This window comes from Amycolatopsis sp. NPDC058278 (genome assembly GCF_042881395.1).
Classification (GTDB): Bacteria; Actinomycetota; Actinomycetes; order Mycobacteriales; family Pseudonocardiaceae; genus Amycolatopsis.
In genome coordinates this window covers 1-12,272 of sequence record NZ_JBHVXZ010000198.1, presented here as the reverse complement: position 1 = coordinate 12,272, position 12,272 = coordinate 1, and the positions used below count along the sequence as shown (strand labels likewise).

The 12,272-nt window shown below is 70.9% G+C and carries 10 protein-coding genes; 5 read left to right on the top strand and 5 right to left on the bottom strand.

Annotated features, from left to right (window positions below; translation table 11 throughout):
* Positions 1-108 precede the first annotated feature (108 nt).
* From ACFVYA_RS47545 to ACFVYA_RS47530, 4 genes are read right to left on the bottom strand one after another with little or no spacing between them, the layout of a single operon-like run.
* The gene (locus ACFVYA_RS47545; RefSeq protein ID WP_285990967.1) at positions 109-720 is read right to left on the bottom strand and encodes a dTDP-4-dehydrorhamnose 3,5-epimerase family protein; all 612 of its coding nucleotides are present in this window, start codon (positions 718-720) and stop codon (positions 109-111) included.
* Positions 721-774: 54 nt separating this feature from the next.
* Entirely contained in the window at positions 775-2,142 is a 1,368-nt protein-coding gene (locus ACFVYA_RS47540) for an NDP-hexose 2,3-dehydratase family protein (RefSeq protein WP_387054927.1), read from the bottom strand.
* Between the two features lie 57 nt (positions 2,143-2,199).
* A complete protein-coding gene (locus ACFVYA_RS47535) occupies positions 2,200-3,309 on the bottom strand; it encodes a DegT/DnrJ/EryC1/StrS family aminotransferase (RefSeq protein ID WP_387054925.1) in 1,110 nt (369 codons plus the stop codon).
* Between the two features lie 60 nt (positions 3,310-3,369).
* On the bottom strand, positions 3,370-4,596 hold the full coding sequence (locus ACFVYA_RS47530; protein ID WP_387054923.1) for a methyltransferase domain-containing protein: 1,227 nt from the start codon (positions 4,594-4,596) through the stop codon (positions 3,370-3,372).
* 282 nt (positions 4,597-4,878) lie between these two features.
* Between ACFVYA_RS47530 and ACFVYA_RS47525 the strand changes: the two genes are divergently transcribed.
* Genes ACFVYA_RS47525 through ACFVYA_RS47505 form a run of 5 tightly spaced genes read left to right on the top strand, consistent with a single transcriptional unit; the run spans position 4,879 to position 10,335 of the window.
* Entirely contained in the window at positions 4,879-5,178 is a 300-nt protein-coding gene (locus tag ACFVYA_RS47525) for a hypothetical protein (protein ID WP_285990963.1), read from the top strand.
* Positions 5,179-5,182: 4 nt separating this feature from the next.
* The gene (locus ACFVYA_RS47520; protein ID WP_387054921.1) at positions 5,183-6,202 is read left to right on the top strand and encodes an NAD-dependent epimerase/dehydratase family protein; all 1,020 of its coding nucleotides are present in this window, start codon (positions 5,183-5,185) and stop codon (positions 6,200-6,202) included.
* Positions 6,203-6,259: 57 nt separating this feature from the next.
* Positions 6,260-7,549 (top strand): activator-dependent family glycosyltransferase, encoded by a 1,290-nt coding sequence (locus ACFVYA_RS47515; protein ID WP_285990961.1) that lies wholly within the window; start codon positions 6,260-6,262, stop codon positions 7,547-7,549.
* Positions 7,550-7,587: 38 nt separating this feature from the next.
* A complete protein-coding gene (locus tag ACFVYA_RS47510; protein ID WP_387054918.1) occupies positions 7,588-8,862 on the top strand; it encodes an activator-dependent family glycosyltransferase in 1,275 nt (424 codons plus the stop codon).
* A gap of 21 nt (positions 8,863-8,883) precedes the next feature.
* A complete protein-coding gene (locus ACFVYA_RS47505) occupies positions 8,884-10,335 on the top strand; it encodes a hypothetical protein (RefSeq protein WP_387054916.1) in 1,452 nt (483 codons plus the stop codon).
* 163 nt (positions 10,336-10,498) lie between these two features.
* On the opposite strand, the gene ACFVYA_RS47500 is transcribed toward ACFVYA_RS47505, so the two are convergent.
* The coding region (locus ACFVYA_RS47500) for an ABC transporter ATP-binding protein (protein WP_387054913.1) at positions 10,499-12,272 on the bottom strand (1,774 nt) is incomplete at its 5' end.

The window sequence follows — 12,272 nt, the reverse complement described above, 5'->3', positions numbered from 1 at the left end:
CTCCGAAACTGTCGGTGCCGAGCGATAGGCTGGAAACGGGGGGGCGCCCCCGCGACCGCTGCTGAAGGCCACCGGCGCCCGGTTCGAGCCGTCGCCGGATCCCCGCGGTCACGAATCCAGGACCCCCGCCGGGGCCTTCTCCAGAGCCCGGCAAACCTGGTAGTCCGGCAGGATTCCGGCGTTCATCGCCTCCGCCAGGGTCGGTGCGGCCCGGTCGCGTTCGGACATGATGAGCGGCCCGTCCGGGATCGGCAGGCCGAGCGCCGCGTCGAGGACGGCCAGGCCCAGCTCCTGCTCGGGGGCGTAGCTTTCCGAGAGCAGGTAGGTCATCACGCTGTCGTCCTCCAGCGAGAAGAACGCGTGCCCCACCCCCAACGGCAGGTAGACCGACCGGCAGTCCTCCGGTCCCAGCACGACCGAGTCCCAGCGGCGGAAGGTCGGCGACCCCACCCGCAGGTCGACCACGAAGTCGAGGATGGCGCCCTTCGGGCAGTACACGTATTTCGTGCAGCCGGGAGGGGTTGTCGTGAAGTGGACGCCCCGGATCACCCCCTGCCGCGAGCAGCTGTAGCTGGTTTGGGCCACCGACGCCAGCGGCACGCCGACCGCCTCGACGAAGGCCGGCCGCTGGTACGGCGAGACGAAGAACCCCCGGTCATCGGGGAACTTCCGCGCCGTGAACTCGATCGCGCCCTCCACGGCCAGCTCACGCGACCACATTGCGTTCCTCCATAACGACGTGACGACATGACGACCTGACGAGCCCGCGCTCGGTCAGTACGGCAGGCTGCGCAGACAGGCGAGCAGGCTGCGCGCCTCGATGTTGACGTAGTGGCCGTGCCGCAGCAGTTCGGTGAGCTGCCAGTCGGCCACCCAGCAGTAGTCCGGCGAAGGTTCGGTCTCGAACTCCTCGCCGACCTCCACGACGCGGTACCGCGTGAGGGCGTGGAAGAACCGGCCGCCCTCCTCGGACAGGACCGCGGAAAAGCGCGTCCGGCCCAGCCTCCCGCGCGCCACCTCCCGGACGAGGGGGTCCTCGATCCCGCCGGCGTCCTCGCCCGGCGACAGCTGGATGGTGGGCCCGATCTCCACCAGGTCGAGCAAGCCGATCTCGGGACGCGCCTGGACGAGCACGTGCCGCACGCCGTCGATCAGCTTCGTGACGAACACGGCGAGCCCCTGGCCGCGCGGCTCCAGCAACGGTTGCGTCCACCGGGTCACCTCCCGGTTCCCCGCCGTGACCCGCACCCCGGTGATCCGGAACTGCCGCCGCTCGTCGTCCACGATCTCGCCGCCCGTGACGGCCCAGCCGCCGACCTCCGCCAGCGGGACCAGCCGGGCGTGCCAGTCACAGCGCGTCTTCGCCTCGGTGAACCAGCTGAGGATGTCCGCGGTGGGGTGCCGGGCGGTGCCCGGCGCGTCGTCGGTGCCGGCCGGGGGCAGGCAGGCCAGCACCGTGCGCGCGTCCATGTTGACCAGGTTGTCGATCCGCAGCAGCCGGTGCACCAGCGGCAGCGGCAGCCACCGGAAGTCCGGCGCGACCGGCACTTCGCCACCGACCTTGACGACCAGGTTGCGGTTGCGCTTGCGCCAGAACCAGGCGCCCTGCTCGGACTGCAGCACGTCGACCAGGACCTCGCCGCGAGCGAGCCCGGTGAAGTACTCCAGATAGCGGGTCTGCGCGCCGCGGTGGACCTGCGTGTAGTTGCTCCTGGTCGCCTGCACGGTCGGCGACAGCTGGAGCACGTTCACGTTGCCCGGCTCCATCTTCGCCTGCATCAGGCAGTGCGGGACGCCGTCGATCTCCTTGACCAGGATGCCGAGCACGCCGATCTCGTGCTGGTGGATGACCGGCTGGGACCGTTCGACGACCCCGCCGAACCGGACCTGCAGCCCCTCGACGGTGAAGAACCGGCCGCTTTCGTGCCCGAGGTTTCCGGTCCCCGGGTCGAAGTGCCACGCGTCCAGCTCGGTGAGCGGGACCCGATCCACCTCGAACCGGCCGGCCCGGTGCCGCTCCGCCCACCACCGCTCGAAGTCCTCGAGGGTGGACAGCACGGCGTCCGGGCCGCCGCTCGTCGTTCCCGGCAGCGGAATCCGCCGGGACACCTGGGGCGGCGCGGTGATGGCTCGCTCGATCACCGGGCACCTCCTTTCCCTTGCGAGGCGCCCGGACGCGGGGAACGGGCGCCTCGTTCGTCAGAGCCGCGCCAGGACATCGAGCAACACGGCGATGAACTTGTCCTGGTCCTCGGGCGCCAAGGAGGCGTACATCGGCAACGAGAAGATCTCGCCGGCCAGCTTCTCGGTGACCGGCAGCGCACCCTTCCCGTAGCCGAGGTGGGCGAAGCCGCGCTGGGTGTGCACCGGCCAGGGGTAGCTGACGTTCAGGGCCACGTCGTGTTCCTTCAGCGCGGCCAGCACGTCGTCGCGCCGGGGGTGGCGCACCACGTAGACGTAGTACACGTGCTCGTTGCCCTCGGCGACCGCCGGCAGCACCAGGCCGGAGCCGTCGAGCGCCTCGGCGTACCGGGCCGCGATCTCCCGCCGCCGGGCGAGGTAGCCGTCGAGCCGCTTCAGCTTCCGGCGCAGGATCTCGGCCTGCACCTCGTCGAGCCTGCTGTTGTACCCGGGCGTCTCGACGACGTGGTAGACGTCCTCCATGCCGTAGTAGCGCAGCCTTCGCAGGTCGGCGTCGACCTGCGCGTCGGCGGTGATGACGGCGCCGCCGTCCCCGTAGGCACCGAGCACCTTCGTGGGGTAGAACGAAAACGCGGCCGCCTTGCCCATCGACCCGGCCATCCGGCCGTGGTGCCGGGCGCCGTGGGACTGCGCGCAGTCCTCGAGGATCGGCAGGCCGTGGCGCGCCGCGATCGCTTCCAGCGGAGCCATGTCGACGCACTGGCCGTACAGGTGCACCGGCAGGAGGCATTTCGTGCGCTCGGTGATGGCCGGTTCGACCTGGCCGACGTCCATGAGGTAGTCCTCCTCGCGGACGTCCACGAACACCGGTGTCGCCCCCACCGCGTCGATCGCGACCACCGTCGGCGCGGCCGTGTTCGACACCGTGATCACCTCGTCGCCCGCGCCCACGCCGAGGGCGCGCAGGGCGAGGACGATCGCGTTGGTGCCGTTGTCGACCCCCACGCCGTGCGGCACGCCGTGGTAGCCGGCGAACTCCCGCTCGAACCCCTCGACACTCGGGCCGAGCACGAGCCGGCCCGACCGGAAGACGGAGTCGACCGCGTCGAGGATGTCGTCGCGTTCGTCCTCGTACTCCCGGACATATCCCCACACGAATTGCGTCATGGTCGCGTCCCACCTCCACGGTGCGTCGGGTTCGGGTTTTCGGCTGTGCGGATGCGGTCTTCAGGCAACGTGCACCTCGGGGACGTAGAGGATCCACTTGCCCCCGGCCTCGCGGAACTGCTGCTCCTTCGCCATGATTTCTTCGGCGTGGTTCCAGGCGAGCAGGAGCGCGTAGTCCGGGTACGGGTCGGCGAACTCCGCGGGCGGCCGCACCGGAATGTGCGACCCCGGCGTCAGCCGGCCCTGCTTGGTGGGGCTGGTGTCGCTGACGAAGGCGAGCAGCTCGGGCCCGATCCCGCAGTGGTTCAGCACCGTGGCGCTCTTCGCCGTGGCGCCGTAACCGACGACGCGCTTGCCCTCGTCGCGCAGCTTTTCGAGCAGGCCCACCAGATCGTCGCAGTTCTGCCGGACGTTGTCACCGAACCGCCGGAGCGTTTCGAAGTCCGCCAGTTTCCGTTCCTGCTCCTCGGCCCGCAGCCGCGCGACGGCCGGGGACGGCGTCCGGGCGCCGGGCAGCGCGAGGGTGTAGCGCACCTCGCCGCCGTGCACCGGCAACCGCTCGGCGTCCACCAGCTCGAGCCCGTGGTGTTCGGCCATCGCCTGCACGGACTGCACGGTGAAGAAGAAGAAATGCTCGTCGTAGATCTGGTCGAACGACGTGCGCTCGACGATGTCGGCGAAGTACGGGTCCTCGAACACGAACACCCCGCCCGGCGCGAGCAAGGTGGTGACGCCGCGCAGGATCGACGACATGTACGGGATGTGGCACAGGGTGTTCGCCGCGTAGATGACGTCGGCCCGGCCCTCGGTGGCGACGATGTCCTTCGCCGTCGCCTCCTCGAAGAAGTCGTTGCGGACGTTGATCCCCTTCGCCGCGGCCAGCTTGGCCACACCGCCGGACGGCTCCACGCCGAGATGCCGGATCCCGGCTTCGGCCAGTGCTTTCAGCATGACGCCGTCGTTGCACCCGAGCTCGACCACGAACGGGTCCGCTCCGGTGAGCTCGGTGGTGCGGAAGCGCTCGGCCAGCTTGCCGAAGTGCTCGCGCATGAAGGTCGAACCGGAGGACAGGTAGGGGTAGTCCTCGTGGAACATCTTGTCCCGCGGCACCTCCGCCATGAGCTGCACCATCGAGCACGACTCGCAGATCCCGGTCGCGAGCCGGAAGAAGAACTCGTCGCCGGTGGCGGCGGGATCGACGAACGCGTCGGACAGCGGCTGGCGCCCGAAGTCGAAGAACTCGTGGACGGTGCCGTCGCAGATACGGCACTGGGACGTGGCCGACATTTCTTTCTCCTTGCCCTCGAACCCGGACGGTGCGGAATGCGGGTGTGGCGCAGTACGGAAGACAACCGATTCTGCGGCAATCTTCCACGAAGTCCACCCGGGATTCAACAAGCGGCAATTGCCATCCGCGACGCCGGTCGCGAGTGATTGTCCGCGGCTCGGCGGCGGTGCTACCTTCGCAGCAAATCACCCTGTGCGGCCGGCGGCGGGCGTTGCCTGTCCCGCCGGCGGGACGCACCAGGATCCGGATCGGCGACCAGAAAGGTGGTCCGAGCTGTGTTGTTGCAGAAGGACGAGGTGACCAGGACACTCATCGAGACGGCCAGGATGATTTACGAGGAGCAGGCCGACGACGGAAAGGCCCCGGACTCGATCCGGGATCTCGACTCTTTCAACCTGGTCCAGATCGTGCTGGAACTGGAGAACATCTACAACGTCAAGCTGTTCGAAGACCTGCAGCCCTACCGATCCGGCGAAGGCTACCGGAACGGTGATTTCGCGGAATTCGCGGAAATCATCGTCACCATCGCCGCGAAACAGGATTCCACCGAGGGCGCCGGCGCCGGCGCGACGGAAAACTGAAGGCGTGGGGGAAGCCGTGACGGAGGGTGTCTCGCGGCCGCTGGTCGTCGTGCTCGGCGCCTCGGGCCTGCTGGGAACGGCGGTGACCAGGGAACTGGCCGCCCGCCCGGTGCGGGTGCGGGCCGTGGCCCGGCGGCCCGCCACCGTGCCACCCGACCCCGTGGCCGAGGTCGAGGTGTGCACCGCCGACCTCACCGACCCGGGCGAGCTCGCCCGGGTCGTCGCCGGAGCGGACGCGGTGGTGCACCTGGTCGCCTACATCACCGGCGCCCGAACCTGGCGGGCGGCCGACGAAGGCGACGCCGCGGAGCGGGTGAACACCGGCCTGGTGCGCGACCTGATCGGCGTGTTCCGGCACCACCGCCCCGCCCGGCCGCCGGTGGTGGTCTTCGCCGGCTCGACCTCGCAGGTGGGCACCGGCGGGGCGGGCACACTGGACGGCACCGAGCAAGACGTGCCGCAGACCGCGTACGACCGCCAGAAAGCCGCTGCCGAGCTCGCGCTCGAAGCCGCCACGGCGGCGGGTGTCGTGCGCGCCACCACCCTCCGGCTGCCCACCCTGGTGAGCCGGGGAACGGACGACCCGTCCCTCGACCGCGGGGTGGCGGCCACCATGATGCGGCGGGCACTCGCCGGCGAACCGCTCTCGCTCTGGTACGGCGGGACGGCCCGGCGGGACCTCGTCTGCGTCGACGACGCCGCGCGCGCGTTCGTGGCGGCGCTGGACCACGCGGACCGGCTCGCCGGGCGGCACTGGCTCCTCGGCAGCGGGACCGGGACCAGCATCGCCGAGCTGTTCGGCCTCGTCGCCCGCGTGGCCGCCGAGCACACCGGAAAGCCACCGGTGGAGATCACCCCGGTCGGCGCGCCCGGCGGCGCGGTCCCGACCGACGCGGTGGACTTCGTCGGCGACCCCGCGCCCTTCCACGACATCACCGGCTGGTCGGCCCGCGTGCCGTTGCGCGCGGCGCTGGAAGACCTGGCCGCCGCGCTGACCCGCGATGCCTCCGCGCCCCGGCCCTGACCGGCGGCACCGGAGGTTCCGAGCCCGGCCCGCCCGGGTCGTCCAGAGAGGAAAGCCATGCGCGTCCTGTTCGTCTCCTATGCGGAGAAAACCCACTTCCTCGGCATGGTGCCGCTCGCGTGGGCGCTGCGCACGGCCGGCCACGAGGTCCGGGTCGCCAGCCAGCCCAAGCTGGCCGGCGTGATCACCCAGGCCGGCCTCACCGCCGTGCCGGTCGGCACCGACCACAACCTCTGGACGGCGGCGAACCGGTTCCTGACGAAGCGGTTTGCCGAGCTGGACCCGGCGGGCTACGAACGCATCCGCCGCGGGGTGTTCCCGCCGTTCGACATGCCGGACGACCCGGCCGAGGTCACCTGGGAGTACCTGGCCGGCGCCAACCCCGAGATCGTCAAGGCGGCCAGGAACGCCAACCACTCGATGGTCGGCGAGCTGGTGGACTACGCCCGGTTCTGGCAGCCGGACCTGATCCTGTGGGAGCAGGCCAGCTTCGCCGGCTCGATCGCGGCGAAGGCGTGCGGGGCGGCGCACGGCCGGTTCCTGTGGGGGCTGGACTTCTACGGCCGCTGGCGCACCCGGTACGTGCGGGAACGGGCCGCGCGCCCGGACGAGCGCGGCGACGACCCGCTGGCCGCCTGGCTCGGCGACGAGGCCACGAAGGTCGGAGCCGAGTTCTCCGAGGACATGACCACGGGTCAGTTCTCCGTCGAGCAGCTCCCGCCGTCCCAGCGCGTGGAAACCGGCCTGCATTCGGTGTCCGTCCGCTACATCCCCTACGGCGGTCCCGCCGTCGTCCCGTCCTGGCTGTGGGAGCCGCCCACCCGGCCGAGGGTCGCCATCACGCTCGGCCTGACCTCGTCGGAGAGCTTCGGCGGCTACATGGTCGACGTCCAGTCCATTTTGGACTCGCTGGCCGACCTGGACGCCGAGGTCGTGGCCACCATCGCCGAAAGCGAGCAGCACAAGCTGACCCGCGTCCCGGACAACGCGCGGGTGGTCGCCTACGCCCCGCTGCACGTGCTCGCCCCGACGTGCTCGGTGATCGTGCACCACGCCGGCGCCGGGACCATGGCCACCGCCACCGTTTCCGGCGTGCCGCAGCTGATCCTGCCGGACCAGGCGGACGGGTGGTACACCGCGCGCCGGCTCGCCGAGCTGGGTGGGGGCCTGTGCACGGAGCCCTCCGACGCCACCGGGCCCACGGTCCGCGAGGCGGTCGGCACCCTGCTGGCGGAACCGTCCTACCGGGACGGCGTCGGACGGCTGCGCGCGGAGATCCTCGGGATGCCCGCCCCCGGCGACATCGTCGGCGAGCTGGCCGAGCTCGCCGAAAAGTACCGCGGCTGACCGCGGTCCCGCTCACCGACCTCGAAGGACGGAAACCCGTGCGCGTGCTCTTCGTGACCTACCCCGAGAAGATCATGTTCCTGGGCATGGTCCCGCTGGCCTGGGCCCTGCGCGCCGCGGGCCACGAGGTGCGGGTGGCCAGCCAGCCCGGGCTGAACGACGTCGTCACCGAGGCCGGGCTGACGGCGGTCCCGGTCGGCCGGGACCACGGCCTGTACCGCGTACTCGGCATCGAGCCCGAGAAGCTCGCGGCCGCCCGTGCCGGGTTCCCGAAGCCCTACGACGTGGTCGACGTGCCCCGGAAACGGATCTGGACCTACCTGAACAAGGGGTACGACTTCGCCGTCACCTGGTGGCACAAGATGGAGAACGTGCCGATGATCAACCCGCTGGTGAAGTTCGCCCGGCACTGGCAGCCGGACCTGATCCTGTGGGAACCCACCAGCTTCGCGGGGGCGATCGCGGCCAAGGCCACCGGTGCCGCGCACGGCCGGATCAGCTGGGGGCTCGACGTCTTCGGCATGGCCCGGCACCACTTCCTCGAGGTGATGAACCGGCAGCCGGCGGAGCGGCGCGACGATCCGATGGCGAACTGGCTCGGTGGCCAGGCCGAGCGGTTCGGTGCGGAGTTCTCCGAGGACATGATCACCGGCCAGTTCACCATCGAGCAGATCCCGGCGTCCCTGCGGATGCCGGCGCCCGGGATCCGCTACCTCGACCTGCGTTACGTCCCGTACGGCGGGCGGGCGACCGTACCGGACTGGCTGCGGCGCCCGCCCGAGCGGCCCCGCGTGCTGCTCACCCTCGGGCTGAGCGCCGTCGAACGCTTCAACGGCTACACCGTCGACCTGAAGCAGATCCTCGGCTCACTGTCCGAACTGGACATCGAGATCGTCGCCACCATCGCGGACCAGGTGCGGGACGAGCTGGGCACGCTGCCGGACAACGTCCGGGCGGTCTCGTTCGTGCCGCTGCACGCGCTGCTCCCGACCTGCTCGGCGGTGATCAACCACGCCGGGTTCGGCACGCTGTGCACCACCGCGCTGAACGCGGTGCCCCAGCTGGCGCTCCCGGTCCACTTCGACGAACCACGGCTGGCCGCCTCGCTCGCCGGCCAGGGAGCCGGGCTGACGATCCATTCGAACGAGGCGACCGGGGACCTGGTCCGCGATCACCTCGTCCGGCTGCTGGCCGAACCCGCCTTCCGCGAGGGCAGCGTCCGGCTGCGCGACGAAATGCTGGCCATGCCCGCCCCGAGCGACTTCGTCGGCGAGCTGGAAGACCTGGTGTCCGAGCACCGCGCCCGGACCTGAGCGGCGGAGGAGAAAGCGACGATGACCACCGGTAGCCAGGGAACCGGACCGCTGCCGGACGTCCGGCTCGGCGTGTCCCGCGGGCTCACCTACGGGATCCACACCGAGCCGGAGGTGTTCATGCCGGTCGTGCGGGAGCTGGGGGCCCGCACCATCCGCATGTACCTGTACTGGTCCCAGATCGAGCCGGAGCCGGGCGAGTTCAGCTGGGAAGCCGTCGACGCGATGCTGGACCAGATGACGGACTCCGACGAGCTCTGGGTCACCGTGTACTCCACGTCGACCTGGGCGACGCGGCACCCGAACCCCACCCTGCCCGCCTCCCCCGCCCTGGACCTGGCCCAGTACCGGCGGTTCGTACGTGAGCTGGTCACGCGGTGCCGCGGCAAGGTCCGGATGTGGCAGTGCGACAACGAGCCGTGCGTGGACTTCCTCTGGACCGGCTCCCCCGAGGACTACCTCGGTCACCTCGAGGTCTTCTCGCAGGTGGTGCGGGAGGTCGACCCACAGGCGCTGGTGGTCGTCGGCGGCGCTCCGCCGGACGCGCTTCCCGTCGAGGGTGAGCAGGTCGACGAGGAGGCCGTCGCCTACGTCGAGAAGATCGTTGCCGGCGGCGGCGCCTGGTTCGACGTGTTCGACGTCCACCCCTACGGCGACCCCTACCTGACCCCGGTGATCGTGGCGGCCGCGCACCGGATGCTGGCGGAGCACGGCCTGGCCAAGCCGGTCGTGCTCGGTGAGTACAACGGTCCCTTCCCGTTCGCGCTCCCCCAGCTCAGGCCGCGCCTGTCGGGTCTGTTGTCGGGCGTCGGGGCGACGGACGAGACGGCCGAGGCGGACGGCACCCTGGAGCAGGAGTGGCGGGCGACGGGCGAGCCCGCGATGGTCGCGCTCTACCGGCGGATGTCCGTCATGCCGCCGTTGCTGCAGATGTTCATGGTCGGCTGTCCCCCGGAACTGGAAGAGAAGCGCCACCGCTGGAACTGCCGTGACCTGGTGATGCGCAACCTGCTGGCCCTGTCCGCGGGCGTGCGCCGGACGGCGTGCTGGCAGCTGGGCCCGGACCGGCCCGGTCCGCGGAACCCGTACCAGGTGATGGAGCTGCTGTTCGGCAAGTTCAACCTGGTGGACTACGAGGACGGACGGCTCGGCCGCCGCTACCCGGCCGGCGACACCATGGCGCTGCTGACCGAGCTCCTCGGCGACGTCCGCCAGGTGTCCAGGGTGGACGTTCCCGGCCGGGAGGACCGGTACGTGTTCGAGGTGGACCGGTCCGGCCGCGGCCCGCTGCTGGTCGCTTGGCACCGGCGTGACGACTTCGACGGCGAAGACGAACCGCCGATCCCGTTCGACTGCGCATGGACCGCGCCCGACGCGCGGGCGACGGACGCCTTGGGCAAGCCCGTCCCCGTCGAAGTCCGGGCCGGTCGCGTCCATTTTCCGCTTTCGCTGACTCCGGTGTTTGTCGAGTAACCCCGCACCGCTCCGACGTCGAACCCACCGGAGGTCCGCCTCCGGTGGGTTCGGCCGTTTTGCGGGACGCTGGGACCGCAGCGATTCACCACCATCCAGTCCACCCGGACACACCGAAAGCCCACCGGAGGTATCCCTCCGGTGGGCTTCGGCCGGCTCGCTCTCACCCCACGGCGGTCTGCTCCGCGTTGTCGGACACCAGCAGCTGGGTGGTCGCCAGCTCGTTGTACAGCGGGTCGTTCTTGATCAGCTCGTGGTGGGTGCCGACCGCGCGCACCCTCCCCGCGTCCAGCACGACGATCCGGTCGGCCTGCACCACAGTGGACAGCCGGTGCGCCACGACGACGACGGTGAGCTCGCGGGCCGCCTCGGCGACCGTCTCGCGCAGCGCCAGCTCGTTGACCGCGTCCAGCTGGGAGGTCACCTCGTCGAGCAGCAGCAGCCGCGGGCGCCGCAGCAGCGCCCGTGCCACCGCGACCCGCTGCCGCTCGCCGCCGGACAGCGTGTTCCCCCGGTGGCCGACGGCCGTGTCGATGCCGTCCGGGAGCTTTGCGACCAGCCGGTCGAGCCGGGTGCGCTGCAGCACCCGCTCGATGTCCGCCTCCTCGGCGTGCGGGACGCCGATCAGCAGGTTCTCGCGCAGCGTGCCGGCGAGCACCGGGGCGTCCTGCTCGACGTAGCCGATCGCCGCCCGCAGCAGGTACAACGGCCAGTCCCGGACGTCGTGGCCGTCCAGCAGGATCCGGCCGCCGTCCGGTTCGTAGAACCGTTCCAGCAGCGCGAAAACCGTGGACTTGCCCGCTCCCGAAGGGCCCACCAGCGCGGTGATCCCGCCGGGCGGCACCTCGAAGGTCACCTCCTGGTGCACCAGCGGCTCGGTCCCCGGGTAGCGGAAGGCCACCTCCCGGAAGCTGACCGACGCCGGCTCCTTGTTCGCCGGGCCGCCACCCGCGAAGCCGTTCCCGTTGGCGATCCGGGCCAGCTCGGCCTCGGGTTTCGGCTCGACCTCGAGCTGCTGCACCTCGCGGATCCGCCGCGCGGAAGCCAGTCCCGCGCTGAGGTTCGACGCCGCCTCGAGCAGGGAACCGACCGGTTCCAGGAGGTAGAACAGGTACAGCAGGAAGGCCACCAGCGTGCCGATCTCGATCTGCCCGGTCGCGACGCGGGCGCCGCCGATGCCCAGGACGGCCAGGAACGACACGTGGATCGCCAGCGTGGCGCAGGCGCCGACCAGCCCGTGCAGCCAGGCGAGCCGCACGCCGTACTTCCACGCCGTGGTCGTCGCGTCGACGGCCCTGGCCTCCTCCCGCGGCTCCAGCCCGGCCGCCTTGATCATTCGGAAGGCGCCGAGCGACCGCTCCAGGGTGCTGCTGATCTCGCCGACGGCCGTCTGGACGCGCTCGTTGTACCGCGCGAAGAACGGCACCACCAGTCCGATGAGGATGCCGGCGAAGACCAGCACGCCCAGCGTCACCAGCACCAGGATCGGATCCATCAGGAACATCATCGTGAGGATGGCGATGAACATCAGCAGGCCCCGGCCCGAGTCCACCAGGGCCTGGCTCGCCACCTCCCGCAGGAGCGTCGTGTCCGCCGTGACCCGGGACATCAGGTCACCGGGCGGGAACTTGGCCGTCTGCGGGATGCGCAGCCACAGGATCCGGCCGACCAGGCGGCGCCGGGAGTCGCGGACCACCGATTCGGCACTGCGCCCGAGCAGGTACGAGCCGACCGTGCTGATCAGCGCGCCGAGCAGCACGGCTCCGGTCAGGAGGATGATCGGACCGGTCACCGCCTTGCTGTCGGAGAGCGAGTCGATGAGCTGCTTGGTCACCACCGGCTGGACCAGCCCGATCAAGCTCCCGAGGGTGCTGAGCACCCCGCCCGCCACCAGCAGCCCGCGGTAGGGCCCCAGCGCCAGTGGCGCCGCGCCACCC

What these genes read in the sequence shown, in the direction of transcription:
- ACFVYA_RS47545 (WP_285990967.1), bottom strand. Translation starts at nt 720, where the DNA reads ATGTGGTCGCGTGAGCTGGCCGTGGAGGGCGCGATCGAGTTCACGGCG.
- ACFVYA_RS47535 (WP_387054925.1), bottom strand. Translation starts at nt 3,309, where the DNA reads ATGACGCAATTCGTGTGGGGATATGTCCGGGAGTACGAGGACGAACGC.
- ACFVYA_RS47530 (WP_387054923.1), bottom strand. Translation starts at nt 4,596, where the DNA reads ATGTCGGCCACGTCCCAGTGCCGTATCTGCGACGGCACCGTCCACGAG.
- ACFVYA_RS47515 (WP_285990961.1), top strand. Translation starts at nt 6,260, where the DNA reads ATGCGCGTCCTGTTCGTCTCCTATGCGGAGAAAACCCACTTCCTCGGC.
- ACFVYA_RS47505 (WP_387054916.1), top strand. Translation starts at nt 8,884, where the DNA reads ATGACCACCGGTAGCCAGGGAACCGGACCGCTGCCGGACGTCCGGCTC.